The organism is Kitasatospora sp. Root107, from assembly GCF_001424875.1.
GTDB lineage: Bacteria > Actinomycetota > Actinomycetes > Streptomycetales > Streptomycetaceae > Kitasatospora.
This window is the reverse complement of sequence record NZ_LMCT01000002.1, coordinates 189117-214786: the sequence shown is the minus strand read 5'-3', so window position 1 is coordinate 214786 and position 25670 is coordinate 189117. Positions and strand designations below refer to the sequence as shown.

Sequence of the window (25670 nt, the reverse complement as noted above, 5' to 3'; positions counted from 1 at the left end):
TCATGACTGACAAGAGTGCCGGTGGCGCGAACGACGGAGCGGTGGCCGACCCGGCGGCCGCACGGCCCGGTGGGCCACTGCCCGGCGACGGCGAGTCGATCGTCGTCCCGCCCGCCATTCTGAAGCAGCAGGCCGGCTGGGGTCAGGCCGAGGCCAGGCGGGCCGAGAGTGGCGCGAGCAAGGACGAGACCCCGCAGGTCTTCGCGTCCAACGTGCGCAAGAAGGACCTCTCGGAGGCCGGCTACGACGAGAACCCCGGCTCGGTGGGCCGGCTCGGCGTGATCCTCGGCACGGTGCTCGCGGTGCTGCTGGTCGGCAGCGGCGTGACGCTGTACGTGGTGAACAAGCCGGACAGCAAGAAGCCGGCCGCCGACGCGGCCCCGACCAGCCCGCCCGCCCCGACCCAGAACCCGGTGCCGCCGATCAAGACGGACGCCAAGGTGCTGCCGACGGTCACCGGCGAGCTGGGCAAGAAGGCCACCATCGAGCTGCCCAAGGAGGCGGCCGACGGCAACTTCGTGGTCAAGACCCTGATCGAGGGCACCGGACCGAAGGTCGGCAAGGGCAACTGGGTCACCGCCGACTTCACCAGCAAGGACTGGACCACCGGCAAGGACCTGGCCAGCTCCTTCGACCAGAACAAGCCGCAGCTGTTCCAGGCCGGCGGCGGCAAGCTGATCCCGGCGCTGGACGACGCGGTGACCGGTCACGCGGCCGGCAGCCGGGTGCTGGTGATCGCTCCGCCGGCCGCCGCCTTCGGCCCGCAGGGCAACCCGCAGATGGGTGTCGGGGCCGCGGACAACCTGGTCTTCGTGATCGACATCAAGCAGGCCACCGCGCCGGACGCCACCGTCAGCGGTGACGTGGCCGAGCCCACCGAGGGCATGCCCAAGGTGAAGGACAACGGCAAGAAGCCGGCCACCATCACCCCGGTGCCCGGTGTCGCGGCGCCGACCGAGCTGAAGACCTCGGTGCTGATCGCGGGCAAGGGTCGCAAGATCGAGTCCGGCGAGAAGGTCGTCGTCCAGTACACCGGCGTGCTGTACGCCGACGGAAAGCAGTTCGACTCCTCGCTGGAGCGCGGCCAGGCGTTCAGCTTCGCCACCGGTGGCGGCGGCGTCATCGAGGGCTGGGACAAGGCGGTCACCGGCCAGACCATCGGCAGCCGGATCGAGGTCGTCATCCCGCCCGCCCTCGGCTACGGCGACAAGGCCTCGGAGAAGATTCCGGCCAACTCGACCCTGGTCTTCGTGATCGACATTCTGGACGCGGGTGTCGGCGCGGCCGACTAGTCCCGGTCCTGTCGCGTAACGTAGTCCCGTTACATCACCGAACGAGAAGAGCTTTGTTGTGAGCCTTGAGAAGCCGGAGATCGACTTCCCGGTTGGCGACGCGCCGACCGAGCTGCAGATCCGCGACATCATCGTGGGTGACGGTGCCGAGGCCAAGGCCGGCGCCAACGTCAAGGTCCACTACGTGGGCGTGACGTTCTCCACCGGCGAGGAGTTCGACGCCTCCTGGAACCGTGGCCAGACGTTCAGCTTCCCGCTGGGCGGCGGCCGGGTCATCAAGGGCTGGGACGAGGGCGTCCAGGGCATGAAGGTCGGCGGTCGGCGCGAGCTGATCATCCCGCCGGCCAAGGCCTACGGTGCCCAGTCGCCGAGCCCGCTGATCCCGGCGAACTCGACCCTGATCTTCGTGGTCGACCTGCTCGGCGTCTGACAGTTCGTCACCCTGGGCCGTACCCCGCAGTCGCGGGGTACGGCCCTCGGCTTTCCCCGGCCGGGTCGCTACCGGTACGGTCGTCGGCGGATCACGAACCAGCACAGCAAGATGCACCCCAGTTACCGGAAAGGTCCGCGATGGCGATCGCCAAGGCAGAGCGGCTGATGAACCTCGCCCTGTGCCTGATGAACACCAGACGTCCGCTCTCCAAGAAGGAGCTCCGGGAGTCCGTCGAGGCGTACCGCGAGGCCTGGCAGCAGGGCAGCGAAGAGGCCTTCAACCGGATGTTCGAGCGCGACAAGGACGACCTGCGCGAGCTCGGCCTGGTCATCGACGTCGACGAGAACGCGCTGGACGGCGAGGTCGGCTACCTGGCCCGCCGGGACCGCAACCGGCTGCCGGAGATCGCCCTGGACGCCGAGGAGGCGGCCGCGCTGACGCTGGCCGCCCGGGTCTGGCAGCAGGCCAAGATGTCCGGCGCGGCCAGCGGTGCGTTGCAGAAGCTGCGGGCCGGCGGGATGCCGATAACCGAGGAGAGCGCGAACAGCGCGCTGGAGCCGCGGATCCCGGCCCGCGAGGCGGCCTTCGAGCCGCTGCTGATCGCCGCCCGGGACCGACGGCCCGTCACTTTCGAGTACCGCAAGGCCGGTGCCTCCGCCGCCGAGCAGCGCGCGGTGGAGCCGTGGGCGCTGGAGTGCTGGCGCGGCCACTGGTACCTGGCCGGCTGGGACCGGGACCGGGAGGCCGCCCGGGTGTTCCGGCTCAGCCGGATCACCGGCAAGGTGCGCTCCCGGGCCGGGCAGTTCACCGGCGCCGTCCCCGAGCACGTGGACGTGCGCGCGGTGGTGGCCCGGTTCGCCGGCGAGGGCGCGACCGCCAGCGCCACCGTCCGGCTGCGCCAGGGCGCGGGCTTCCCGCTCCGTACCAAGGCGCTCAAGGTCACCGAGCTGACCGGCGGCTGGGACGAGCTGGAGATCCCGTACGGCAACGGCCTGGCCGCCGACCTGGCCGAGTTCGGCCCGGACCTGGTGGTGCTGGGGCCCGAGGAGCTGCGGGCAGACGTCATCGACCGGCTGCGCGCGGTGGCCGGACTCGCACCCGAGGGGCAGCTGTGAGCAACGCGATCGACCAGACCCGGCGGATGCTGTCGCTGGTCACCTACCTGCGCGAGCGCCCCGGTGCGGAGGTGGCCGAGGTGGCCCGGGCGTTCGGGATCACCGAGCGGGAGCTGATCAACGACCTGAACGTGCTGCCGATGTGCGGCACCAGCTTCCGCGGCGGCGACCTGCTGGACATCGACACCGACGGCGAGCGGATCTGGTGGCACAACGTCGACGACGTGGCCCAGCCGCTGCGCCTGGCCGCCGACGAGGCGACCGCGCTGCTGGTGGCCGCCCGTGCGGTGGCCGGGCTGCCGGGCCTGCGCGAGCGGGACCGGCAGGCGCTCACCAGGGCCGTGGCCAAGATCGAGGACGCGGCCGGTGACAGTGCCGAGTCCAGCGCCCGGGTCGGGGTGACCTTCGAGGCCGAGGGCCAGGTCTTCGCCGACATCGACCGCGCGCTGAGCGAGGGCCGGCTGATCTGGCTGCGCTACTGGTCGCACGGGCGCGGCGGTATGACGGAGCGTCTGGTGGACCCGATCCGGCTGGTCACCGAGGGGCACACCTACCTGGAGGGCTGGTGCCGGACCTCCGAGGACCGGCGGGTCTTCCGGCTGGACCGGGTGGCCGAGATCAAGGTGCTGGACGAGCCCGCCGCCCCGCCTCGGCTGGAGCCGCGCGACCTGTCGGCCGGGCTGGTCTCGCCGGCCGCCGACGACCCCGAGGTGGTGGTCGAGGTCGGTGCCGGTGGTCGCTGGGTGGCCGAGTACTACACCCACGACGCGGCCGAGGAACTCCCGGACGGCGGGCTGCGGATCACCCTGCGCAGCGCCGACCCGGCCGGGCTGCGGCCGCTGGCGCTGCGGCTGGGCCGGGACGGCCGGATCGTCTCGCCGGCCGAGCTGGCCGACTCGGCCCGGGCCACGGCCCTGGCCGCCCTTGAGGGGTACCGGGACTGATCAGTGGCCGAGGGCACCAGATTCAAGGTCTACTGCTCGGCCTGCCGGGCGAAGGTGGAGCTGGCGGCGGACTGCTTCCGGCTGGCGCTCGGCGCCACCCGGGAGCGCACCTTCTACAGCTTCACCTGCCCGGAGTGCGGCGCCTCGGTGCGCAAGCCCGCGGGTGAGAACATCGTGGCGGCGTTGACCAGGGCCGGGGTCAGCACCATGCGCCTGCTGCCGGTCGAAGGGTAAGGGGAGCGCCACCGTGTCGTGGACCGTGATTGCCGCCGTCCTGCTGGCCACCGCCGGGCTGCTGGTCCTCGGCGCGCTGGCCTGCCGCCTCTGGCTGGACGTCAGATCGCTGGCCCGCGAGGTGGCCGGCGCCTCCCGGGCGCTGGCTGACGCAGCCGGGCAGCTCAAACCTATGTAGGGCCTCGTTCCCGCTCGGTCACCCGTAGGGGCTACCATCGCCCGGAGTGGGGGAGTGCTGCCCCTGGGAGAAAGGCGGTCGCACATGCGGATCGGCACGATTCTGATCATCGTCGTCCTGGCCCTGCTGCTGTTCGGCGCGAAGCGACTGCCCGATCTGGCCCGGTCACTCGGGAAGTCGGCGCGCATTCTCAAGGCCGAGACCAAGGCGCTGAAGGACGAGACGGTGGCCGCCGCCAAGGAGGGGGCGGCCGACCCGATCGAGGCCCCGCGGGTCATCAAGTCCGCCCCCGGCCAGACCGCACGAGTTGAGGACCGAGGTTGAGCAAGTCCGAGAAGGCCGTGAAGTCGGCCAAGGACCCCGAGGGCCGGATGGCGCTCGCCGACCACCTGCGGGAACTCCGCAACCGGCTGGTCAAGTCGCTGCTGGCGATCATCGCGATCACCATCGTCGCCTTCTTCTACCACCGGCAGATCACCGACTTCCTGATCGCGCCGCTGCCGGTCTGTGGTCCGGACGGCAAGCCGCTGCCGGGCGACATGAACTGTGCGCTGGTCTCCAACATCGGTCTGCTGAGCCCCTTCACGGTGCTGCTCAAGGTCGCCCTGACCACCGGTGTGGTGGTCTCCACCCCGGTCTGGCTCTACCAGCTGTGGAAGTTCGTCGCGCCGGGCCTGCACCAGAACGAGCGCCGCTACACGCTCTCCTTCCTCGGCCTCGGCACCCCGCTGTTCCTGGCGGGTGCCGCGCTGGCGTACGTGATCATGCCGGTGACGGCACAGATGCTGATCTCGTTGACCGCCAGCGGGGTCACCTCGATCCTGCCGGTGGAGAACTACCTCGACATCATCACCAGGATGGTGCTGGTCTTCGGGTTCGGCTTCGAGTTCCCGCTGCTGCTGGTGATGCTGAACCTGGTCGGGGTGGTCAGCGGCAAGCGGCTGCTCGGCTGGTGGCGCGGGATGATCATGGCGATCACCGTCTTCGCGGCCTTCGCCACCCCGAGCGCGGACCCGCTCTCGATGCTGGGTCTGGCCGCACCGATCATCGTGCTGTACTTCATCGCGGTCGGCGTGGCCCTGCTGAACGACCGCCGCCGGGCCCGGCGCAACCCGGATGCCGGGTTGGACGAGGACGAGGCCTCGCACCTGGACCTCTCGGTGGACCAGGTCGGCTCGGTCGAGGCCATCGAGGCGTCGGCCGCCCCGGAGCTGCCGACGGCCGTCCCGGCGGCGCGCCGTGAGCAGCTGGACGACATCACCTGACAGACTGTCAGTCATCCGTAAGGCCCCGGCCTGCTGGTCCTTCCAGCGGTCGGGGCCTTTCTGTCGTGTGCACGGCCTTGGCAGCGCCACAACCATGTGACATATTACTGACGTGTCCAAGAGATCCCCCCACGATGTCCTGGTGATCGGCGCCGGTGTGGTCGGTGCCGCCTGCGCCTACTACGCGGCCCGAGCCGGCCTCGCTGTCACCGTGATCGACCGCGGCCCGGTGGCCGGCGGCACCACCGGTGCGGGCGAGGGGAACCTGCTGGTCTCCGACAAGGAGCCGGGGCCGGAGCTCGACCTCGCACTGCTCTCCACCGGCCTCTGGCAGACCATCGCCGAGCAGCTGGGCGAGCAGATCGAGTACGAGGCCAAGGGCGGCCTGGTGGTCGCCTCCGCCGAGGCCGGGATGACCGCGCTGCGGGCCTTCGCGGCCGAGCAGGCCAAGGCCGGGGTGGTCTCGACCGAGATCCCCGGCGACCGGCTGGCCGAGCTGGAGCCGCATCTGGCCCCCGGTCTGGCCGGCGGCTTCCACTACTCCCAGGACGCCCAGGTCCAGCCCGCGCTGGCAGCCGCTCACCTGCTGCGGGCCTCCGGGGCGTCGGTCCGGCTCGGTGAGACCGTCACCGCGATCCGCACCGGCCCGTCCGGTGAGGTGCTCGGCGTCACCACCGACCGGGGCCGGATCGACGCCCCCGCTGTGATCAACGCGGCCGGCACCTGGGGCGGGGACCTCGCCGCGCTGGCCGGGGTGGCGCTGCCGGTGCTGCCCCGCCGGGGCTTCGTGCTGGTCACCGAGCCACTGCCGAGGATCGTCCGGCACAAGGTCTACGCCGCCGACTACGTGGCCGACGTGGCGAGCGGCTCGGCCGCCCTGCAGACCTCCGCCGTGGTCGAGGGCACCCCCGCAGGGCCGGTTCTGATCGGCGCCAGCCGGGAGCGGGTCGGCTTCGACCGGACCCTCTCGGTGGAGGTGCTCCAGCGGCTGGCCGCGAACGCCGCCGCGCTCTTCCCGGTGCTGCGCACCGTCGCGGTCCAGCGCGCCTACCGGGGCTTCCGCCCCTACCTGCCGGACCACCTGCCCGCGATCGGCGCCGACCCCCGGGTGCCCGGCCTCTACCACGCCTGCGGCCACGAGGGCGCGGGCATCGGCCTGGCCCCCGCCACCGGTCTGCTGATCGCCCGTCAGCTCACCGGCGAACGACCCGAGCTCGACCTCACCCCGTTCCGCGCCGACCGCTTCGACGAGGCCGCCGCGTGAATTCCCGCCCCAGGAGAGGACGCACCATGCGCCGAACCCCCGCCGAACTGGTCGGCGCACGGCCCGAGCCCGGGCACACCATCGACTTCGACGGCCGCCCGATCCCGGCTCTGCCCGGCCAGACCATCGCTGCCGCACTGTGGGCCGAGGGCATCCTGGCCTGGCGCACCACCCGGGTGAACGGTCGCCCGCGCGGCGCCTTCTGCGGGATCGGCGCCTGCTACGACTGCCTGGCCACCGTCAACGGCCAGGCGAGTCAGCGCACCTGCCTGCTGCCCGCCGAGCCCGGCACCACCGTCACCACCCAGGAGGGCCACGGCCGTGCCGACCTCGCCGTCTGAGCGCCCCGCACCGTACGACCTCGCGGTGATCGGGGCCGGCCCGGCCGGGCTGGCCGCCGCCGTCACCGCCGCCGAACTCGGCCTGCGCTGCGTCCTGCTGGACGCGGGCCCGCGCCCCGGCGGCCAGTACTACCGGCACCCCGCGCCCGGTCTCGGCGCCGCCCACCCGGAGCGGCTGCACCACGGCTGGTCCGCCTTCACCGGTCTGACCGGCCGGCTGGCCGCCAGTACGGTCACCCACCTGACGGAGCACCACGTCTGGACCGCCGAACAGGGCGATACCTGGCGCCTGCACGCCACCGTCGGAGCCGGATCCACCGGCAGCGCGGTGGTCGAGGCCAAGGCGGTGCTGCTGGCCACCGGCGCGTACGAGCGTCAACTGCCCTTCCCCGGCTGGACGCTGCCCGGGGTGGTCACCGCGGGTGGCGCCCAGGCGATGCTCAAGGCGGGCCTGGTGCTGCCCGGCCGGCGGATCGTGGTCGCGGGCAGCGGCCCGCTGCTGCTGGCCGCCGCCTCCTCGCTGGTCTCCGCCGGGGCCGGCGTCCCCGCGGTGGTCGAGGCGGGCAACTACCTCGGCTACGCCCGGGGGCTCGGTACGCTCGCGGCCAACCCCGCGAAGCTGGTCGAGGGCGCCGGGCACGGCGCGAGGCTGCTGCGCGGCAAGGTCCGGCTGCGGCGCTCCAGCGCGGTGGTCGAGGCCCACGGCACCGACCGGGTGACCGGGGTGACGGTGGCCCGGCTGGACGCCGAGTGGCGCCCGGTGCCCGGCACCGAGCGGCGGATCGACTGCGACGCGCTCGCGGTCGGCCACGGGCTGCTGCCGCAGATCGAACTGGCCACCGAGCTGGGCGCGGAGACCGTGCTGACGGCGGACCGGACCGTCGCGCTCAAGGTCGACGACGGGCTGCGCACCAGCCTGCCGGGCCTCTGGGCGGCGGGGGAGACCTGCGGCGTCGGCGGGGCCGACCTGGCGATCGCCGAGGGCGAGCTGGCTGCCAGGGTGATCGCCGGCGCCCCGGTGCCGACCGCGCTGCGCCGGCGCCGGGACCGGCGCCGGGCCTTCGCGGGGCTGATGGCCGCCGCGCACCGCCCGGGCCCGGGCTGGACGGATTGGCTCCGCCCGGACACCGACGTCTGCCGCTGCGAGGAAGTCTCGGTCGCCGCCGTCCGGGAGGCCGTCGAGGAGCTCGGCGCGACCGACTCACGGACCGTCAAACTCCTCACCCGAGCCGGGATGGGCTGGTGCCAGGGCCGGATGTGCGGCCCCGCCGTCGCCTGCCTGTCCGGGAGCAGCGAGCTGCGCCCGGACTCCCGACCGCTCTCCTGCCCCGTCCCGCTGGCCCAGTTGGCCGACGGTTCGTAGTGCCTCGCGAGAGGCATTCCCCCGGGGGCGCGGCCCGTCCGCTGCGCCCCCTTGTGTCCGCTCTTCCCATCTAATAAAATGTCACACCTCACCACCCCAAGGAGTAGTCCACGTGTCCGCAACGCACGAGCCCACCCGTCCCTGGCGCGGCATCATGGTCGCCACCACGCTCCCGCTGCGCGCCGACCTCTCCGTCGACTACGACGCGTACGGCGAGCACGTCCAGTGGCTGATCGCGAACGGCTGCGACGGCGTCGTCCCCAACGGCTCGCTCGGCGAGTACCAGACCCTCACCGCCGAGGAGCGGGCCAAGGTCGTCACCACGGCGGTCGAGGCCGCCGGTGACGGCTCGCGGGTGATGCCCGGCGTCGCCGCCTACGGCAGCGCCGAGTCCCGCCGCTGGGCCGAGCAGGCCGCCGAGGCCGGGGCAGGCTCGGTCCTGCTGCTCCCGCCGAACGCCTACCGCGCCGACCACGCCGCCGTCCGCGCCCACTACGCCGAGGTGGCGCAGGCCGGTCTGCCGATCGTCGCCTACAACAACCCGATCGACACCAAGGTCGACCTGGTTCCCGAGCTGCTCGCCCAGCTGCACACCGACGGCTCGATCGTGGCCGTCAAGGAGTTCAGCGGCGACGTCCGCCGGGCCTACCAGATCGCCGAGCTGGCGCCCGACCTCGACCTGCTGATCGGCGCCGACGACGTGCTGCTCGAGCTGGCGGTCGGCGGTGCGGTGGGCTGGATCGCCGGGTACCCGAACGCGCTGCCGCAGGCCAGCGCCAAGCTGTTCCGGGCCGCCGTCGCCGGTGACCTGGAGACCGCGGTGCCGCTGTACCGCTCGCTGCACTCGCTGCTGCGCTGGGACTCCAAGACCGAGTTCGTCCAGGCCATCAAGCTGTCGATGGACATCGCCGGCCGCCCCGGTGGTCCGGTCCGTCCGCCGCGCTTCCCGCTCTCCCCGGAGATCGAGGCGGCCGTCCGCGCCGCGACCGAGAAGGCCCTCGCCGACGGTCTGGTCTGACCGTACGTCAACGAGGAATTGCCAGTGGCCGGCTGCGGGGGCAGCCGGCCCTCCCACCGAGGGGACCGAATCCATGCGCAGCCGTCACGTCTTCCACGCCGTCGACTCGCACACCGAGGGCATGCCGACCCGGGTCATCACCGGCGGGTTCGGTGTCATCCCGGGCGCCACCATGGCCGAGCGCCGGGTGCACTTCCAGGAGCACTTGGACCACTTCCGCACCCTGCTGATGTACGAGCCGCGCGGCCACGCGGCGATGAGCGGCGCGATCCTCCAGCCGCCGACCCGTCCCGACGCCGACTTCGGCGTGCTCTACATCGAGGTCTCCGGCCTGCTGCCGATGTGCGGCCACGGCACCATCGGGGTCGCCACCGTGCTGGTGGAGACCGGCATGGTCGACGTGGTGGAGCCGGTCACCACGGTCCGGCTCGACACCCCCGCCGGACTGGTGATCGCCGACGTGCACGTCCAGGACGGCGCGGCCAAGGCCGTGACGATCCGTAACGTGCCCTCGTACTCGGTCGCCCTCGACCAGAAGATCGAGGTCCCGGGCTACGGAGCGGTCGGCTACGACCTGGCGTACGGCGGCAACTTCTACGCGATCCTGCCGCTGGCCGAGTTCGGGATCCCGTTCGAACGGGAGCGCAAGCAGGAGATCCTGGACGCCGGGCTCGCCCTGATGGACGCCATCAACGCGGCCGACCGCCCGGTCCACCCGGAGAACCCGTCCATCCACAGCTGCCACCACGTGCAGCTGCTCGCCCCCGGCTCGACCGCCGCCCACTCCCGGCACGCGATGGCCATCCACCCCGGCTGGTTCGACCGCTCCCCGTGCGGCACCGGCACCTCGGCCCGGATGGCCCAGCTGCACGCCCGCGGCGAACTCCCGCTCCACCAGGACTTCCTGAACGACTCCTTCATCGGCACCTCGTTCACCGGCCGCCTGGTCGAGGAGACCACCGTGGCCGGCCTGCCCGCCGTGGTCCCCACCGTCACTGGCCGGGCCTGGATCACGGGCACGGCGCAGTACTTCCTCGACCCGACCGACCCCTTCCCCGCCGGCTTCCTGCTCTGAATGAGTTGCACCACCCAGGGGCTCGGGGAACTGCGACGCCGACCTCTGGAGCGTTGCACCTGTGTGGATGGTCAGGCACTTTCGCAGTGACCCCGGCGCCAGATCTCCTCGCAGTTCCCCGAGCCCCTGGGTAGTGCAAGTACATGAAAGGTTTCCCAGTGAGCGTCAGCTCGTACAACCCCGCCGACCCCAGCGACCTCGTGATCGAGGTCGAAGCCGCCGGAGGCCCGGGCACGACCCAAGCCGTCGCCCAGGCCCGCGCCGCCCAGTCCGGCTGGCTGGCCCTCGGTGCGGGCGGCCGCTCCGCCGCCCTGGGCCGTGCCGCTGACGCCGTCGAGGCGAACGCCGCCGAGCTCGCCGCTCTGATCGTCCGTGAGGTCGGCAAGCCGCTCGCCGAGGCCCGCGGCGAGGTGGCCCGTACGGTGGCGATCTGGCGCTACTACGCGCAGGCGCCCTACGCCGCGTCAGGTGCCGTGCACGAGCCCGCCGCCGGCGAGGGCCTGCTGCTGACCCGCCGTCGCCCGTACGGTGTGGCCGGGCTGATCACCCCGTGGAACTTCCCGCTCGCCATCCCGACCTGGAAGGCCGCCCCGGCCCTCGCGGTCGGCAACACCGTCGTCCTCAAGCCCGCCCCCGAGGGCACCGCGTGCGCCCTGCGGCTGGCCGAACTCGCGGGCCTGCCCGAGGGCGTGCTGACCGTCGTCCCGGGTGGGGCCGAGGAGGGGGCGGCGCTGGTCGCGGCCTCCGACGTGGTCTCGTTCACCGGCTCCACCGCCGTCGGCCGGGCCGTGGTCGCCGCGACCACCGAGCGCGGTATCCCGGTGCAGGCCGAGATGGGCGGCCTGAACGCCGCGATCGTGCTGCCGGACGCCGACATCGCCCAGGCCGCCGCCCACCTGGCCTCCGCGATCGCCGGGTACGCGGGGCAGAAGTGCACCGCCACCAGCCGGGTGATCGCCGTCGGCGACGCGTACGAGCCGCTGGCCGCCGCGCTCGCCAAGGCGCTGGCCGCGATCGCCGAGCCGGCCGCGCTGACCGAGGTCTGCGGACCGGTGATCAACAAGCCCGCGCTGGAGCGCCTGACCGAGGCCGTGGACAGCGCCGTCGCCGCCGGGGCCACCGCGCTCGCGGGCGGCAGCCGGATCGAGCGCGACGGCTGGTTCATCGAGCCGACCCTGCTCGAGGAGGTCCCGGCCGAACACCCGCTGCGGACCGAGGAGTTCTTCGGCCCGGTGGCCGTGCTGCTGCGCGCCGCCGACCTGGACGAGGCGATCGCGGTCGCCAACGACACCCGGCACAGCCTCTCCACCTCGGTGCACACCCGGGACCTGGACACCGCGCTGGCCGCCGCCGACCGCCTCGACGCGGGCATGGTCCGGGTGAACGCGCCGTCCAGCGGCGTGGACTTCCACGTCCCGTTCAGCGGTGCCAAGGGTGCCGGCTACGGCCCGCGCGAGCAGGGGCAGGCCGTGCTCGACTTCTACACCGCCGAGCGCACCGTCACCCTGCTGCCCGCAGGTTCGCCGCGATGAGCGCGCTGACCCCGGTCCACACGGTCGACTACCACACCGCCGGCGAGCCGTTCCGGATCGTCACCGCCGGGCTGCCGCCGATCCCCGGCGACACCGTCGCCGAGCGCCGCGCCATCGCGCTCGGTGCCGGTGGCACGGCGACCGACCCGCGTCCCAGCGCGCTGGACGACATCCGTCGGCTGCTCACCCGCGAGCCGCGCGGACACGCCGGGATGTACGGCGGTTTCGTGGTCCCGGCCGACGACAGCGAGGCCCACCTCGGGGTGCTGTTCTGGCACAAGGACGGCTACTCCACCGCCTGTGGCCACGGCACCATCGCGCTCGGCGCCTGGGCGGTCGACTCCGGTCTGGTGGCCGCCCCGGCGGACGGCACCGTCCGGGTCCGGATCGACGTACCGTCAGGCCGGGTCAGCGCCGCCGTGCACCGCACCGACGGCCGGACCACCGGGGTCACCTTCCGGAACGTGCCCACCGCCGTCACCGCCTGCAAGCTGGCCGTGCCCACCTCGCGCGGGACGGTCGCGGTCGACCTGGCGCACTCCGGCGCCTGCTACGCCTCGGTCCGGGCGGCCGACCTCGGGCTGACCGTCGACACTGCCTCGCTGCCCGAACTCACCGCACTGGGCCGGGAGATCAGGGCCGCACTGGCCGACGAGCCCGCCACCAGGCACCCCAGTGACCCGCTGCTCTCCGGGGTCTACGGGGTGATCCTGTACGAGGAGCTGCCGGACACCCCGGCAGGCCCCAGCCAGCGCAACGTCACCGTCTTCGCGGACGGCCAGATCGACCGCTCGCCGTGCGGCTCCGGCAGCTCCGCCCGGCTCGCCCTGCTGGCCGCCGAGGGCCGTCTGACGGTGGGTGAGGAACTGCGGCACGAGTCGATCATCGGTAGCGTGTTCACCGGGCGGCTCGCCACGGAGCACCGCGACGGATGGATCACCGAGGTGACCGGCACCGCCCACCGGACCGGCGAGCACCGCTTCCTGCTCGACCCGGCCGACTCTCTCGGGACGGGGTTCCTGCTCTGATGGCCATCGCTCAGCTCCCGCTCACCCTCACCCCCGGCCAGGCCGTCGACGCGCTGGCCGCCGTGCTGCTCAAGGGTCTCGACCCGGAGGAGTGCCCGGCCCGCAGCAACATCCCCGTCCCGGCGGGCGAGCTGCTGCTGATGCCGGCCGCCGACACCGCGTACGCGGGGGTGAAGATCGCGGGCGTGGTCCCGGCCAACGCGGCCCGGGGCCTGCCCCGGATCACCGGCAGCTACCTGCTGCTGGACGGGCCGACCCTGCAGCCGATCGCGCTGCTCGACGGCATCGCGCTCACCTCGCTGCGCACCCCGGCCGTCACCGCGCTCGCCCTGCGCCTGCTGGCCGTGCCGGAGGCCTCGCACCTGGTGCTGTTCGGCTCCGGGCCGCAGGCGTACGCGCACCTGGACGCGCTGCTGGCGATCCGGCCGCTGACCCGGGTCACCGTGGTCGGCCGGTCGGTCGAGCCGGTGGTCGCCCTGGTGACGTACGCCCAGGGGCTCGGCCTCGACGCGGTGGCGGGCGATGCCGGTGCGGTGGCCGAGGCCGATCTGGTGGTCTGCTGCACCACGGCGCGGGAGCCGCTGTTCGATGGTGCGCTGGTGCCGGACCACGCTGCGGTGGCGGCGGTAGGCTCGCACGAACCGACGGCCCGTGAGGTGGACACGGTGTTGGTCGACCGGGCGGCGCTCTATGTGGAGGCGCGTTCGGTCGCGCTCCGGGAGGCGGGCGACCTGCTGATCCCTGGTGTGGCTGGATCCAGGCTTGCTAACCTGTCAGAACTGGTCAACGGCAAGGCAGTTGTTCCCACGGATCGTCCGCGCTTCTTCAAGAGCGTCGGGATGGCCTGGCAGGACCTCGCGGTGGCGGCGGCACAGTACGAGGCGGGCAGTTCCGTCTGAATTGCTTTACAAATCAACGTAACGTGACATTGTACAATGGTGTCCTGCTAAGCCACCCGGAGGAACACCATGGCGGACCTCAAGCCCCGCGCCCTCATCTCCGTCCAGGAGCGCCTGCGCGACCAGGTCGCCCACGCCCTTCGGGCTGCCCTGATCTCCGGCGAGCTCCGCCCCGGCGTCGTCTACTCGGCGCCCGCGCTGGCCGCCGACTTCGGCGTCTCCGCCACCCCCGTCCGGGAGGCGATGCTCGACCTGGCCCGTGAAGGTCTGGTCGAGGCGGTCCGCAACAAGGGCTTCCGGGTCACCGAGCTGACCGAGCGCGACCTCGACGACTACACCGAGATCCGCGCCCTGATCGAGGTCCCCACCATCGGCCGGGTCACCCGCACCGCCGACCGGGACCAGCTCGAAGCGCTCCGCCCCGAGGCCCACGCCATCGTCGCGGCCGCCCGCAAGCACGACCTGATCGGCTACCTGGAGGCGGACCGCCAGTTCCACCTCTCGCTGCTCGGCCTGGCCGGCAACGCCCGGCTGGTCGACGTGGTCGGTGACCTCCGCAAGCGCTCCCGTCTCTACGGCCTCAACCGCCTGGACCAGCGCGGCGAGCTGGTCTCCTCCGCGGAGGAGCACCTCACCCTGCTCGACCTGATGATCGCGGGCAACGCCGAGGCCGCCGAGACCTGCATGGCCGAACACCTCGGCCACGTCCGCTCGCTCTGGGCGGCCGGCGTGGAGGCCGCAGCTGCCGAGCAGCCGGCTCTGCGCCTCGGTGCGCGCTGACGGTCCGTCGGGTTGCAACCGGCCGGCCCCCTGTAGCGTCTGCGCAGATGATCAGCGGCCGGACTCCCGGCCGGGTCTACGGGGGGACAGATGGTTGAGATCCATGACGACAGACCGGGGCACACCCTGGTGCCCTGCCCGAGCTGCGGCCTGACGGACGAGGTGAAGAGAGTCCCGGCCGTCCACCTGGCCGGGCGCGACCGCGTCCTGGTCCCCGCCCGGGACCAGGACGGCCGCTCGACCACCGTCACCCGCACGGTCACCACGGCGGTGTCGGACGCCCTCTCGCCCGTACCGCTGCTGGGCGCGGCCACTGTGGCGAAGGCCGCGGGGTTCATCGCCCTCGGGGTGTTCGCCCTGTTCATCGCCGTCGGCACCTTCATCGGCGGTGCGCTCGGCGGCCGGTGGTTCGCCGACGACCCCGCCCCGGCCGCCAGGCCGCAGGGCTACGGGCGGGGCGTCACCGGCTGGGTGGAGGTGGACGGCGTGCGGACCTGGACCTACGCCGACGCCGGCTCGTCGGCCTCGGCGGACCACCCCGACCTGGCCTTCCTCGGCTGGATCTCCGGGTTCGCCCTGCTCGCGGCGGTGCTGCTGTTCGTTCTGGCCGCAAGCCGCAAGGCAGCGCTCCGCACCCGGCTGGCCGGCCGCCCCGCCGCCGAGGAACTCTGGGCCCAGGCCTGGTACTGCGCCCGCTGCGCCACAGCCCACTTCCCGCCCACCCCGGGCGAACCCGCCCGAGCGCTCAGCCTCCAGGAGTTCCGCCGCCGGATCTGGCAGGCCGGCGGCTACGGCGACCTCGCGGACCGCTACCCGGCGGTCTGAGGCGGTCCGTTCCCGTTCAGGTGAATCGCCCGGCGCGAGGTCGCGCCGGGCGGTGGCGTTCTACGATGATGCTCTCGACACCGGCCAGCCGGAGGAAACCATGTCCGCAGCAGCAGTTGAGCAGCACCCGACGTTGCTCGAGGTCGCTGACAGGATGTCCGACGAACTGATCGGTTACCGGGTCGAGATCATCGGGGGCCAGATCACCGTGACACCACCTGCTGACGGCCCGCATGGCGTCTCCCTGACGGACCTCGTACTCGCCCTCAGCGCGGCGGGGCTGCACGGGGAGGCGAGCAAGGTCATCCAGGCCGTCGGACTCTGGTTGCCGGACGGCCCCTCGGACTACGCCGTCCCTGATCTGGCCGTTGTGGATGCCGACTACCTTGACCACGGAGTGGCGTTCAACTGCTACGACCCCGCGATCTTCCGCATGGTGCTCGAGGTGACCTCCAGCAACCTCAGCGACGACCTGAAGAAGAAGCCCGCCGCCTACGCCGGGGCGGGCATCCCGGTCTACGTGATCGTCGACCGGAAGAACGAGAAGGTCATGGTGCTCACCGACCCCTCCGACGGGGAGTACCGCGTGCACGCCGTCCACCACCGGGGCCAGAGCTTCACGCTGCCCGAGTCGATCGGGGCAGCCGTGACGCTCTCGGTGGACGGCGTGCTGGGCGAGAAGGGCTAGACCAGCCGGCCGTCGTGCATCTCCAGGACCCGGTCGACCCGGGTCAGCAGGTCGCGGTCGTGGGTGACCATCACCGTGGCGGTGCGGTGCTCGCGGGTGATGGTGGCGAGCAGGTCGACGATCTGGGCGCCGCGCTCGTGGTCCAGGGCCGAGGTGGGCTCGTCGACCAGCAGGACGGAGGGCTCGCCGAAGAGGGCGCGGGCGATGTTGACCCGCTGGCGCTCGCCGCCGGAGAGCTGGTGCGGGCGGCGGCGCTGCTTGGACGCGTCCAGGCCGACCGAGGCGAGCAGGGCCTCGGCCCGCTCGCGGGCGGCCCGGGGCTTGCCACCACGGACGGACTCCAGGACCAGCAGCTGCTCCACCGCCGTCAGCGAGGCGAGCAGGTTGGACTGCTGGAAGACGATCCCCAGCCGCTCCCGGCGCAGCGCCGAGCGGGCCTTCTCGCCCAGTGCGTCGACCTCCTGACCGTCGATCAGCACCGAGCCGCTGTCCGGGCGGAGCAGGGTGGCGGCCACCGCCAGCAGCGAGGACTTGCCGGAGCCGGAGGGCCCGGCCACCGCCGTGAACTCACCGGGCGCGACCGAGAGCGAGACCTGGTCGAGGGCGGTCAGCCGGGCTTCGCCGTCGGGGTAGGTGAGGGTGACGTCGCGCAGGGCGAGGCCGGTGCGGGTGGACTGGACGGTGGTGGTCATCGGTTGGCTCCAAGCGCGGCCAGCGGGTCGACGGAGGTGATGCGGCGGACGGCGAGTGCGGCGCCGAGCAGGCCGAGCAGGACCATCACCGCGACCGGGACGCCCACACTCGCCAGGCTGACGTCGAACGGGACGGTGGCGGCGGCCAGCAGCCCGCCCGCCCCGCCGATCGCGCCGCCCAGCAGCGCACCGCCGAGCAGCACGGCGGCGGCCTGCGCCAACGCGTCCCGGACCAGGTAACCGCTGCTCGCGCCGACCGCCTTGAGCACCGCGATGTCGGGCTTGCGCTGGACCGTCCAGACCGTGAAGAAGGCCCCGACCACCAGCGCGCTGACCGCGAACAGGAAGCCCTGGATCATCTGCAGGCTGCCCTGCTCGGCGGAGTACCCGTTGATGCCGGCCAGCGAGTCGCCGAGCGAGACGGTCTCGGTGCCCTGCGCCGCGTCCAGCGCGCCGAGGTCCGCATCCGAGGTGGTCAGTGCCAGGGCGGTCGGCTGGGTCTGGCCGCTGACCTGCTCCCAGGTGGCGACGGTGGTCCACACCGTCGGGGCGTGACTGTAGGAGCGCTCGGCGGTCAGGCCGGAGACGGTGACCGTGCGCGGGCCGACATTGACCTGCTCACCGACCGTCAGGTGGTACTCGGCGGCGGTGTCGGCGCCGACCGCGATCTGACCGTCCGTCGGGGCGGTGCCGGACTCCAGCGGGGGCAGCAGCCCGGCCGGGGCGCCGACCACGCTGACCGAGGCGGCCGTGTCGCTGGCGGTCAGCCGGGTCATCGAGATGCCCAGCGGCTGCACCGACTCGACGCCCGGGGCGGCGGCGAACGCCGCGGCCTGGTCGGACGACACGGTGCTGCTGCTGAACGAGACGGTCGGCGTGGCCCCGGCGGGAGCGCCGAAGACGATCTGGTCGGCCGGCAGGTCGGCGACGGTGGAGGAGGCGGCGGAGGCGAGCCCGCCGGTCAGCCCGTAGAGGAAGACGACCAGGGTGGTTATCAAGGTGACCACCGCCCCCATCAGGGCGAACCGCCCCTTGGCGAAGCGGATGTCACGGAGTGCGACGAACACGGTGGCCTTCCCGGTACGGAGATTTTCTGAGACTCCTCAACCCTGTCGGCGCGCGGCCCCGATTCCATCAGGGAGAGGAGGGGGACTCCACTCGTGCGGGGGATGCAGCCAGGAATACATCGAACGGTTGATGCCGTGGCGGCCGGACCGGGGGCCCGCACCCCGTACTCTCGGAAGGCGTGACCAGTACCGAACCGCCCGGCCACTCCGGGAACACGCCCGCGCTGCGGCTGATGAACCTCGCCCTGCACGGCCTGTTCCTGGCCCTGCTGGTGGTGCTGGTCGCCCGGGGCGTGGCCGACGGCGGGCTCGGGCCAGGCGCGCTGCTCACCGCGATCCTGCTCGCGGCGGTCTACCTCAGCGGCGGCGCTCTCGCACCGGTGCGCACCACCCGGCTGTGGGCCGGGCTCTGGCTCGGCGCGGTGCTGCTGCTCTGGATCGGTCTGACGCTCCGGCACCCCGAGTTCTGCTACCTGGCCTTCCCGCTGTACTTCGTCTGTCTGCACCTGCTGCCGGTGCGCTGGGCTGTCGCCGCGGTGGGCGCGCTCACCGTGGTGGTGGTGGCCGCGCAGGCGGGCACCGAGGGCGGGCTGACCACCGCGAAGGTGCTCGGTCCGGTGGCGGGCGCGGTGGTCGCGCTGCTCACCGCGTACGGCTACGCGGCGCTGTACCGGGAGAGCCGGGAGCGGCAGCGGCTGATCGACGACCTGGTCCGGGCCAGGGACGAGCTGGCCGCCACCCAGCGCGAGGCCGGCCGGCTGGCGGAGCGTCAGCGGCTGGCCCGGGAGATCCACGACACCCTGGCGCAGGGGCTGTCCAGCATCGTGCTGCTGGCCCGCTCGGCGGAGTCCGCGCTGTCGGCCGACCCGGGCGCGGCCCGGGAGCGGATCGCCGAGGTCGGGCGGACGGCCTCGGCCAATCTCGCGGAGGCCCGCCGGTTCGTGCACGCGCTCACCCCGCCCGCGCTGGACGGGGTGACACTGACCGAGGCGCTGCGGCGGCTGGCCGATGCCCAGAGCGTGGTGTTCCACCTGGACGGCGAGCCGTACCCCCTGCCGGTGGAGGCGGAGGTCGCGCTGCTCCGGCTGACCCAGGAGGCGCTGGCCAACGCGGCCCGGCACGCCCGGGCCGAGGCGGTTGCCGTCACACTGACCTATCTGGACGACGAGGTGACCCTGGACGTCTTCGACGACGGGGTGGGCTTCGATCCGCTCGCGCTGCCCTCGGGTGAGGGCCGGCGGTTCGGCCTGCACGGGATGCGCGAGCGGATCGCGGCACTGGGCGGGCGGCTGACGGTGGAGTCGGCGCCGGGCGAGGGGACGGTGGTGGCGGTCTCGCTGCCGCTGCGGACGATCGAGACGGCCGAGGCCGTGCTGACGGAGGCTGGTGCGCAGTGATCCGGGTGCTGTTGGTGGACGACCACCCGGTGGTGCGGCGCGGGCTGCGCGCGATGGTGGACGACCTGCCCGAGCTGGAGGCGGTGGGCGAGGCGGCCGACGGTGCGGAGGCGCTGCGGGTGCTGGCGGAGCTGGCGCAGCGCCCCGACGTGGTGCTGATGGACCTTCAGATGGGCGCCGGGATGCACGGGGTGGAGGCCACCCGGCGGATCACCGCGCTGCCCGATCCGCCCGCCGTGCTGATCCTCACCACCTACAGCACCGACGCCGACATCCTGGCGGCGGTCGAGGCGGGTGCGACGGGTTATCTGCTCAAGGACGCCCCGCCGGAGGAGGTGGCGGCGGCGGTCCGGGCCGCCGCCCGGGGCGAGACGGTGCTGGCGCCGCCGGTCGCGGCCCGGCTGCTCGGGCGGGTCCGGGCCGGGCGGCCGACGCTGTCGCCGCGCGAGGCGGAGATCCTCCAGCTGCTGGCGCTCGGGCTGGCCAACAAGCAGATCTCCAAGCGGCTGTTCATCAGCGAGGCGACGGTCAAGACCCACCTGGTGCACATCTACGACAAGCTCGGCGTGGACAGCCGGACGGCCGCGATCGCCTCGGGTCTGACCAGCGGGCTGATCCGGCCGGCCTGAGCCGGAGAGTCCTGGACCCTGCGTCGGAGCGCGGCCGCCGCGGGAACGTGCTGTGCGATGATCACGAGGTGTCAGGTACCGCGTTCCCGAGGCCCCGGGTGGGGCGGCCGCGTGCCGCCGGGCCGTCGAACAGCGAACTGTCCGGCCGGGAGCAGGTGTTGGCGGCCGCCGCCGCGCTGTTCACCCGGAACGGGTACGCCGCGACCACCACCAGGGCGGTGGCCGAGCTGGCGGGGCTGCGGCAGGCGTCGATGTACCACTACTTCGCCCGCAAGGAGGACCTGCTCGCCACGCTGCTGGAGAGCACGGTCGAACCCTCGCTGGCCTTCGGCCGGACGCTGCTCGCCGACCCCGGGCTCGACCCGGCCGCCGCGCTCTGGCGGCTGGCCCGGTACGACTCGGAGCTGCTGTTCGGCGGGCTCTACAACCTCGGTGCGCTCTACCAGCTGCCCGAGGTGCGGGGCGACCGGTTCCTGGACTTCCGCCGGACCAGGGCGGAGCTGCGGGCCGTCTACGGCGAGCTGCTGGCCCGGCTTGGCCAGGCCGCCGACCTGCCGTCGGACCGGGAGCTGCGGACCGACCTGCTGCTCGGCCTGGTCGAGGGCGGGGTGGCCACGGCCAGGGAGAACCCGGCCCGCACCGCCGCCGAGGTGGCCCCCGCAATCGCCGATGCGGCCCTCCGGCTGGCGGGCTGCACCGCCGGACGGATCGCGCTGGCCCGCACCGCCGACCGCACCGGAGTGTCCCGATGAAGCTGCCCGTGGTCATCGCCGCGCCGATGGCCGGCGGCGCCACCACCCCCGAGCTGGTGGCGGCGGTGAACGAGGGCGGCGGGCTCGGCCTGCTGCCTGCGGGCTATCTGAGTGCGGCCGCGCTGGCCGCCGCGATCGGTGCGACCGGGAAGCTGACGGACCGTCCGTTCGGAGTGAACCTCTTCGTCCCGGAGGCACCCGCCGATCCGGCGGCGGTGGCCGCCTACCGGGAGCGGCTGCGGCCCGAGGCCGTCCGGCACGGCGTCGACCTGCCCGAGCGGATCGGCCCGGACCGGGACGACTGGGAGGCCAAGCTGGAGCTGCTGCTCGCCGATCCGGTGCCGGTGCTCTCGTACACCTTCGGGCTGCCCTCGGCCGCCGAGGCCGCCGCGCTCCGCGCGGTGGGCAGCTATCAGATCGGCACCGTCACCACCCCGGCGGAGGCCAGGGCCGCCACGCTGCTCGGCCTGGACGCGCTCTGTGTGCAGGGCCCGGAGGCCGGCGGCCACCGGGGCACTCACCGTCAGTCGGCGGTGCCGTCCACCAGCCCGCTGCCCGAACTGCTCGCCGCCGTACGGACGGTGACCGCGCTGCCGCTGATCGCAGCGGGCGGGCTGACGGACGGCGCCGGGATCGCCGCCGCCCTTCGCGCGGGCGCGAGCGCGGCCCAGCTCGGCACGGCGTACCTGCGCACCGACGAGTCCGGAGCCGACCCGAACCACCAGGCGGCCCTGGTCACCCTCCGGGGCGGCACCGTGGTGACCCGGGCCTTCACGGGCCGGCCCGCCCGGGGCCTGCGGAACGCCTTCATCGACCGGTACGAGCCGTACGCCCCGGTCGGCTACCCCGAGGTGCACCACCTCACCAGGCCGCTGCGCGCCGCCGCCACCCGCCGGGGCGACCTGACGGCGATGCACCTCTGGGCCGGCACCGGCCACCGACAGGCCCGCACCGGCCCGGCCGCCGGGCTGACCGCCGAACTGCTGGCTCAGGCCAACGCCGCGCGGTAGTACGCGATCTTGTCCCGGATCACCTGCTGCCGCCTGCGCAGGGTGGCGATCTGCTCCTCCACCTGGTCGTCGTGCGCGGCCAGCAGCGCCAGTCGGTCCGCGAAGGTCCCGTCCCCGGACCGCACCAGCTCGGCGAAGTGCAGCATCTCCGAGATCGGCATCCCGGTGTCCCGCAGACACCGCAGCACCCCGAGCCAGGCCAGGTCCTCCGCACTGAACCGCCGGTGCCCACTGGCAGACCGCTGGACGTCCCCCAGCAGCCCGATCTTCTCGTAGTACCGCAGGGTGTCCAGACTGAACCCGGACTCCTCGACCGCCTGAGCGGGCGTCAGAAATGTCGCTGTGGTCATGACGCCATCATCGCCCGGGGCGGAACGGGCCGGACAGACCCGTTCCGCCTGACGGACGGTCAGCCGAGCAGGTTGCCCATCCACTCCTCGATGCCCGCGACGGTGCGGGGGAGCGCGCCGGACATCAGGCGGGCGCCGTCGGCGGTGATGACCAGGTCGTCCTCGACCCGGGCGCCGATGCCGCGGAGTTCGGCGGGGAGGGTCTCGTCGTCGGGCTGGAGGTAGAGGCCGGGCTCCACGGTGAGCACCTGGCCCTCCTCCAGGATGCCGTCGAGGTAGGTCTCGGCGCGGGCCTTGGCGCAGTCGTGCACGTCGAGGCCGAGCATGTGGCCGCTGGAGCAGAGGGTGTAGCGGCGGAACAGGCCGCTGTCCTCCTGGAGGGCCTCCTCGGCGGAGATCTTGAGCACGCCCCAGTCGGCCAGGCCCTCGGCGATCACCCGCATGCCGGCCCGGTGGAAGTCCCGGAAGCTGGCGCCGGGGCGCAGGGTGGCGATGCCCGCCTCCTGGGCGGCCAGGACGAGTTCGTAGACCTGGCGCTGGACGGGGGAGAAGGTGCCGCTGAGCGGGATGGTGCGGGTGATGTCCGCGGTGTAGAGCGAGTCGACCTCCACGCCCGCGTCCAGCAGCAGCAGCTTCGAGGGGTCCAGAGCGCCGTCGTTGCGGATCCAGTGCAGCACGCAGGCGTGCGCGCCGGAGGCGACGATGGTCTCGTAGCCGGTGCCGTTGCCCTCGGCGCGGGCCCGCAGGTTGAAGGTGCCCTCCAGCCAGCGCTCGCCCCGGCCGTGCCGGAAGGCGGCGGGCAGCGCGCGGATCACGTCCTCGAAGCCGGCGGTGGTGGCGTCGACGGAGAGCTGGAGCTGCTCGACCTCCCAGGCGTCCTTGACCAGCCGCAGCTCGGAGAGGGTGGTGGCGAGCGCGGCGTCGGCGGCGGTGGGCAGCAGCGCGTCCAGCACCGGGTCGGCCCCGCCGAGCAGCCGGGTGACGGGCTGAGCGCCCGTCAGCAGCTTCTCCAGGTCGTCCAGGTGGGCGGTCCGGATGCCGGTGAGCTGCTCGGCCTCGGCCAGGTCGGGACGGCGGCCGACCCAGAACTCGCCGTAGCGGCGGTCCCGGAAGAACTCGGAGCCGTACGGGTTACCGCCGCCGCGCGGCGAACGCGGGCGCAGGTAGAGCACCGGCTCGCCGTTCGGCTCGACCACCAGCACGTGGCCGACCTGCTCCTCGCCGGTCAGGCCGGTGAGCCAGGCGTACGCGCTGTGCGGGCGGAACCGGTAGTCGCAGTCGTGGCTGCGCACCTTGAGCTGCCCCGCCGGGACGATCAGCCGCTCGCCGGGGAAGGCGGCGGCGAGCCGGGCCCGGCGGCCGGGCATCGCGGCGTAGCCCGGCACCCGGTCGCTCGCGGGCAGCGAGGTGGGGGCCCAGCCGGTGCCCATGAAGGCGTCAAGGGCGGCGGAGACCGGCAGGTCGTGGCTGCCGGTGTTCAGCGGGCGGGGGGCGGTGGTCACGTCTGCGACTCCTTCGGCGGGGCGGTCTGTCCGGATTCAGTGGTGTTGATGTCATTGCGTGGGGCGGGAGTTGGGGCGGCAACCGGACACAGCTAGGTAACGAGCCGCCCGATCCCTTGCCAGTGCAATTTCACATTACTATGTTACGGGTCACACCTTGGAGCGGCTAGACCCCAGCGGTCGCCCTCTCGGTGGCCCCGGATCAGCCCCGGGGCGAACCAAGGCCGCAACTGTGGCCTCCCACTGCGGAGTTGCACTATGACCAGGCGTACCCATGCCGCCCTTGCAGCGGCGATCGCGGCAGCACTCACTCTCGGCCTCGGGGCCTGTTCCAGCACCGGCGGAAGCAGCGACGACACCAACCAGGGCGGTGTCACCACCGAGGGCAACGGCATCATCGGCGGGACGCCCGTCAAGGGCGGCACCCTGACCCTGCTGTCGAACGTCGACTTCGACCAGCTGGACCCGACCCGTAACTGGACCATGCCGGTGATGGACTTCGGTGTCCGCACCCTCTACCGCACCCTCACCACCTTCAAGGCGGCCCCGGGTGCCGAGGGCCTGAAGATCGAGCCCGACCTGGCCACCGACCTCGGCCAGTCGACCGACGGCGGCAAGACCTGGACCTTCAAGCTGAAGGACGGTCTGAAGTACGAGGACGGCACGCCGATCGTCTCCGACGACATCAAGTACAACGTCGAGCGGTCCTACTCGCCCGAGCTGCCCGGTGGCCCGGACTACGCCCGGACCTACCTGGTCGCCCCGGCCGACTACAAGGGCCCGCTGGCCGGCCAGCGCCTGGGCAAGGAGTCGATCGAGGTCCCGGACGAGAAGACCATCGTCTTCCACCTCCAGCGCCCGGTCGCCGAGTTCGGCTACACCGTCACGCTGCCGACCTTCGCCCCGGTCCCGAAGGCGAAGGAGGCCGGTGCCAACTACAGCAACCACCCGGTCTCCTCCGGCCCGTACAAGATCGAGTCGTACGACCGCGGCAAGCGCATGGTGCTGGTCCGCAACACGTACTGGGACCAGAAGACCGACCCGGTCCGCAAGGCCTACCCGGACAAGATCGTGGTGGACCAGACCCTCAAGGGCACCGGCATCGCCGAGCGTCTGATCACCGATCAGGGCGAGGACCAGAGCGCGCTCTCCTACGTCGACCTGGTGCCCTCCAAGATCAGCGAGGTGCTCACCAACCCGGAGGTCAAGAAGCGGCTGATCTCCGAGAACGCGGGCTGCACCACCAAGCTCGACATGAACAACACCAAGGCGCCGTTCGACAACGCCAAGGTCCGCCTCGCGATGCAGTTCGCGGTGGACAAGGAGGCCTTCGCGGCCGCGCAGGGCGGCCCGGCCTTCACCGACGTGGCCACCACCTACCTGCCGCCGGTGCTCACCCAGGGCGCTCCGATCGACCACTTCCTGATCAAGCCGGGCGGCGACCCGGCGAAGGCCAAGGCGCTGCTGGCCGAGGCCGGTTTCGCGAACGGCTTCGCCACCGAGCTGGTCACCTCCACCGGTGGCAAGCAGCAGGCGGAGGCCATCCAGGCCGCGCTGAAGAAGGTCGGCGTCGAGATCACCATCACCACCGTCGACCCGACCGCGGTCAGCTCGATCACCGGTGACAAGGCCAAGCAGCCCGGTCTCTCGATCGGCGGCTGGTGCCCCGACTACCCGTCGGCCGCCACCTTCCTGCCGATGATCTTCGATGGCCGCACCATCAAGGACAAGGGCAACCAGGGCAACGTCACCCGGTTCAACGACCCGGAGACCATCGCCGAGCTGGACCGGATCGCCGCGATGAGCGATGTCCAAGCTGCCAACAAGGCGTGGCTCGAGCTGGACGCCAAGATCATGGACAAGTCCCCGGCCGTGCCGCTGGCCTGGGCCAAGAAGCCGCTGCTGGTCGGTTCCAACATCGCCGGCGCCTTCGCCCACCCGGTGTGGGCCGGCCAGGTCGACTACGCCGTCATCGGCCTGAAGACCGCGAAGTAGTC

The 25670-nt window shown here is 72.8% G+C and carries 28 protein-coding genes; 24 read left to right on the top strand and 4 right to left on the bottom strand.

The genetic code is table 11. The annotated features are described in order from the left end of the window. The first annotated feature begins 2 nt into the window (after nt 1-2). From ASC99_RS04460 to ASC99_RS04375, 19 genes are all read left to right on the top strand, one after another. The gene (locus tag ASC99_RS04460; RefSeq protein WP_057228434.1) at nt 3-1292 is read left to right on the top strand and encodes an FKBP-type peptidyl-prolyl cis-trans isomerase; all 1290 of its coding nucleotides are present in this window, start codon (nt 3-5) and stop codon (nt 1290-1292) included. A 58-nt stretch (nt 1293-1350) separates the two neighbouring features. Next, the gene (locus tag ASC99_RS04455; RefSeq protein ID WP_057228432.1) at nt 1351-1722 is read left to right on the top strand and encodes an FKBP-type peptidyl-prolyl cis-trans isomerase; all 372 of its coding nucleotides are present in this window, start codon (nt 1351-1353) and stop codon (nt 1720-1722) included. A 140-nt stretch (nt 1723-1862) separates the two neighbouring features. Continuing rightward, a complete protein-coding gene (locus ASC99_RS04450) occupies nt 1863-2840 on the top strand; it encodes a YafY family protein (RefSeq protein ID WP_057228430.1) in 978 nt (325 codons plus the stop codon). Between the two features lie 26 nt (nt 2841-2866). Further along, entirely contained in the window at nt 2867-3784 is a 918-nt protein-coding gene (locus tag ASC99_RS04445; RefSeq protein WP_057228511.1) for a YafY family protein, read from the top strand. A 3-nt stretch (nt 3785-3787) separates the two neighbouring features. Beyond that, the gene (locus tag ASC99_RS04440) at nt 3788-4018 is read left to right on the top strand and encodes a hypothetical protein (RefSeq protein WP_057228428.1); all 231 of its coding nucleotides are present in this window, start codon (nt 3788-3790) and stop codon (nt 4016-4018) included. Between the two features lie 13 nt (nt 4019-4031). Beyond that, a complete protein-coding gene (locus tag ASC99_RS38245; RefSeq protein ID WP_157531361.1) occupies nt 4032-4196 on the top strand; it encodes a hypothetical protein in 165 nt (54 codons plus the stop codon). 84 nt (nt 4197-4280) lie between these two features. Further along, entirely contained in the window at nt 4281-4520 is a 240-nt protein-coding gene (gene tatA, locus ASC99_RS04435; protein ID WP_057228426.1) for a Sec-independent protein translocase subunit TatA, read from the top strand. A gap of 47 nt (nt 4521-4567) precedes the next feature. Next, complete coding sequence (gene tatC, locus ASC99_RS04430) at nt 4568-5461, top strand: twin-arginine translocase subunit TatC (protein WP_057228509.1); 894 nt, start codon at nt 4568-4570, stop codon at nt 5459-5461. 112 nt (nt 5462-5573) lie between these two features. Continuing rightward, nucleotides 5574-6725, top strand: coding sequence for an FAD-binding oxidoreductase (locus ASC99_RS04425; RefSeq protein ID WP_057228424.1), 1152 nt, complete (start codon nt 5574-5576; stop codon nt 6723-6725). A 26-nt stretch (nt 6726-6751) separates the two neighbouring features. Beyond that, on the top strand, nt 6752-7066 hold the full coding sequence (locus ASC99_RS04420) for a (2Fe-2S)-binding protein (RefSeq protein ID WP_057228423.1): 315 nt from the start codon (nt 6752-6754) through the stop codon (nt 7064-7066). Then, nucleotides 7047-8429, top strand: a complete 1383-nt coding sequence (locus ASC99_RS04415; protein ID WP_057228420.1) for an NAD(P)/FAD-dependent oxidoreductase — start codon at nt 7047-7049, stop codon at nt 8427-8429. Before ASC99_RS04420 ends, ASC99_RS04415 begins: the two co-directional genes overlap by 20 nt. Nucleotides 8430-8583: 154 nt before the next feature. Continuing rightward, nucleotides 8584-9447 carry a dihydrodipicolinate synthase family protein gene (locus ASC99_RS04410; protein WP_057228507.1) on the top strand — a complete coding sequence of 288 codons (864 nt, stop codon included), beginning with the start codon at nt 8584-8586 and terminating at the stop codon, nt 9445-9447. A 73-nt stretch (nt 9448-9520) separates the two neighbouring features. After that, nucleotides 9521-10522, top strand: coding sequence for a proline racemase family protein (locus ASC99_RS04405; protein ID WP_057228418.1), 1002 nt, complete (start codon nt 9521-9523; stop codon nt 10520-10522). 143 nt (nt 10523-10665) lie between these two features. Then, a complete protein-coding gene (locus ASC99_RS04400) occupies nt 10666-12054 on the top strand; it encodes an aldehyde dehydrogenase (RefSeq protein WP_057228416.1) in 1389 nt (462 codons plus the stop codon). Next, a complete protein-coding gene (locus tag ASC99_RS04395; RefSeq protein WP_057228414.1) occupies nt 12051-13082 on the top strand; it encodes a proline racemase family protein in 1032 nt (343 codons plus the stop codon). Before ASC99_RS04400 ends, ASC99_RS04395 begins: the two co-directional genes overlap by 4 nt. Further along, nucleotides 13082-13981: an ornithine cyclodeaminase family protein gene (locus ASC99_RS04390; RefSeq protein ID WP_057228412.1), complete on the top strand. Its 900-nt coding sequence runs from the start codon at nt 13082-13084 to the stop codon at nt 13979-13981. The genes ASC99_RS04395 and ASC99_RS04390 overlap by 1 nt, the downstream gene beginning before the upstream one ends. Nucleotides 13982-14050: 69 nt before the next feature. Beyond that, nucleotides 14051-14761: a GntR family transcriptional regulator gene (locus ASC99_RS04385; RefSeq protein WP_057228410.1), complete on the top strand. Its 711-nt coding sequence runs from the start codon at nt 14051-14053 to the stop codon at nt 14759-14761. 90 nt (nt 14762-14851) lie between these two features. Further along, nucleotides 14852-15586: a hypothetical protein gene (locus ASC99_RS04380; RefSeq protein WP_057228408.1), complete on the top strand. Its 735-nt coding sequence runs from the start codon at nt 14852-14854 to the stop codon at nt 15584-15586. A gap of 100 nt (nt 15587-15686) precedes the next feature. Beyond that, a complete protein-coding gene (locus ASC99_RS04375; RefSeq protein ID WP_057228505.1) occupies nt 15687-16274 on the top strand; it encodes a Uma2 family endonuclease in 588 nt (195 codons plus the stop codon). Here the strand turns inward: ASC99_RS04375 and ASC99_RS04370 are convergent. Both ASC99_RS04370 and ASC99_RS04365 read right to left on the bottom strand, forming a co-directional pair. Further along, a complete protein-coding gene (locus ASC99_RS04370) occupies nt 16271-16966 on the bottom strand; it encodes an ABC transporter ATP-binding protein (protein ID WP_057228406.1) in 696 nt (231 codons plus the stop codon). The genes ASC99_RS04375 and ASC99_RS04370 overlap by 4 nt on opposite strands. After that, complete coding sequence (locus tag ASC99_RS04365; protein ID WP_057228405.1) at nt 16963-18033, bottom strand: FtsX-like permease family protein; 1071 nt, start codon at nt 18031-18033, stop codon at nt 16963-16965. The genes ASC99_RS04370 and ASC99_RS04365 overlap by 4 nt, the downstream gene beginning before the upstream one ends. A gap of 179 nt (nt 18034-18212) precedes the next feature. Between ASC99_RS04365 and ASC99_RS04360 the strand changes: the two genes are divergently transcribed. The 4 genes from ASC99_RS04360 to ASC99_RS04345 all read left to right on the top strand — a co-directional run bounded on the left by ASC99_RS04360 (nt 18213) and on the right by ASC99_RS04345 (nt 21821). Continuing rightward, entirely contained in the window at nt 18213-19430 is a 1218-nt protein-coding gene (locus ASC99_RS04360; RefSeq protein ID WP_235502909.1) for a sensor histidine kinase, read from the top strand. Then, nucleotides 19427-20059, top strand: coding sequence for a response regulator transcription factor (locus ASC99_RS04355; protein ID WP_057228404.1), 633 nt, complete (start codon nt 19427-19429; stop codon nt 20057-20059). The genes ASC99_RS04360 and ASC99_RS04355 overlap by 4 nt, the downstream gene beginning before the upstream one ends. A gap of 68 nt (nt 20060-20127) precedes the next feature. Beyond that, entirely contained in the window at nt 20128-20811 is a 684-nt protein-coding gene (locus ASC99_RS04350; protein WP_057228501.1) for a TetR/AcrR family transcriptional regulator, read from the top strand. Then, entirely contained in the window at nt 20808-21821 is a 1014-nt protein-coding gene (locus ASC99_RS04345) for a nitronate monooxygenase (RefSeq protein WP_057228402.1), read from the top strand. The genes ASC99_RS04350 and ASC99_RS04345 overlap by 4 nt, the downstream gene beginning before the upstream one ends. Here the strand turns inward: ASC99_RS04345 and ASC99_RS04340 are convergent. Next, on the bottom strand, nt 21800-22171 hold the full coding sequence (locus tag ASC99_RS04340; protein WP_057228400.1) for a MerR family transcriptional regulator: 372 nt from the start codon (nt 22169-22171) through the stop codon (nt 21800-21802). The two genes, ASC99_RS04345 and ASC99_RS04340, sit on opposite strands and share 22 nt — an antisense overlap. 59 nt (nt 22172-22230) lie before the next feature. Then, nucleotides 22231-23673 (bottom strand): aminopeptidase P family protein, encoded by a 1443-nt coding sequence (locus tag ASC99_RS04335; RefSeq protein WP_057228396.1) that lies wholly within the window; start codon nt 23671-23673, stop codon nt 22231-22233. A 258-nt stretch (nt 23674-23931) separates the two neighbouring features. On the opposite strand from ASC99_RS04335, the gene ASC99_RS04330 reads away from it, so the two are divergent. Next, nucleotides 23932-25668, top strand: coding sequence for an ABC transporter substrate-binding protein (locus ASC99_RS04330; protein WP_057228394.1), 1737 nt, complete (start codon nt 23932-23934; stop codon nt 25666-25668). The last annotated feature ends 2 nt before the right edge of the window (nt 25669-25670 follow it).

Coding starts and splice junctions, on each gene's coding strand:
- ASC99_RS04460 (WP_057228434.1), top strand. CDS start 3: ATGACTGACAAGAGTGCCGGTGGCGCGAACGACGGAGCGGTGGCCGAC.
- ASC99_RS04450 (WP_057228430.1), top strand. CDS start 1,863: ATGGCGATCGCCAAGGCAGAGCGGCTGATGAACCTCGCCCTGTGCCTG.
- ASC99_RS04445 (WP_057228511.1), top strand. CDS start 2,867: ATGCTGTCGCTGGTCACCTACCTGCGCGAGCGCCCCGGTGCGGAGGTG.
- tatA (WP_057228426.1), top strand. CDS start 4,281: ATGCGGATCGGCACGATTCTGATCATCGTCGTCCTGGCCCTGCTGCTG.
- tatC (WP_057228509.1), top strand. CDS start 4,568: ATGGCGCTCGCCGACCACCTGCGGGAACTCCGCAACCGGCTGGTCAAG.
- ASC99_RS04420 (WP_057228423.1), top strand. CDS start 6,752: ATGCGCCGAACCCCCGCCGAACTGGTCGGCGCACGGCCCGAGCCCGGG.
- ASC99_RS04410 (WP_057228507.1), top strand. CDS start 8,584: ATGGTCGCCACCACGCTCCCGCTGCGCGCCGACCTCTCCGTCGACTAC.
- ASC99_RS04405 (WP_057228418.1), top strand. CDS start 9,521: ATGCGCAGCCGTCACGTCTTCCACGCCGTCGACTCGCACACCGAGGGC.
- ASC99_RS04400 (WP_057228416.1), top strand. CDS start 10,666: ATGAAAGGTTTCCCAGTGAGCGTCAGCTCGTACAACCCCGCCGACCCC.
- ASC99_RS04395 (WP_057228414.1), top strand. CDS start 12,051: ATGAGCGCGCTGACCCCGGTCCACACGGTCGACTACCACACCGCCGGC.
- ASC99_RS04390 (WP_057228412.1), top strand. CDS start 13,082: ATGGCCATCGCTCAGCTCCCGCTCACCCTCACCCCCGGCCAGGCCGTC.
- ASC99_RS04385 (WP_057228410.1), top strand. CDS start 14,051: ATGGCGGACCTCAAGCCCCGCGCCCTCATCTCCGTCCAGGAGCGCCTG.
- ASC99_RS04380 (WP_057228408.1), top strand. CDS start 14,852: ATGGTTGAGATCCATGACGACAGACCGGGGCACACCCTGGTGCCCTGC.
- ASC99_RS04375 (WP_057228505.1), top strand. CDS start 15,687: ATGTCCGCAGCAGCAGTTGAGCAGCACCCGACGTTGCTCGAGGTCGCT.
- ASC99_RS04370 (WP_057228406.1), bottom strand. CDS start 16,966: ATGACCACCACCGTCCAGTCCACCCGCACCGGCCTCGCCCTGCGCGAC.
- ASC99_RS04345 (WP_057228402.1), top strand. CDS start 20,808: ATGAAGCTGCCCGTGGTCATCGCCGCGCCGATGGCCGGCGGCGCCACC.
- ASC99_RS04340 (WP_057228400.1), bottom strand. CDS start 22,171: ATGACCACAGCGACATTTCTGACGCCCGCTCAGGCGGTCGAGGAGTCC.
- ASC99_RS04330 (WP_057228394.1), top strand. CDS start 23,932: ATGACCAGGCGTACCCATGCCGCCCTTGCAGCGGCGATCGCGGCAGCA.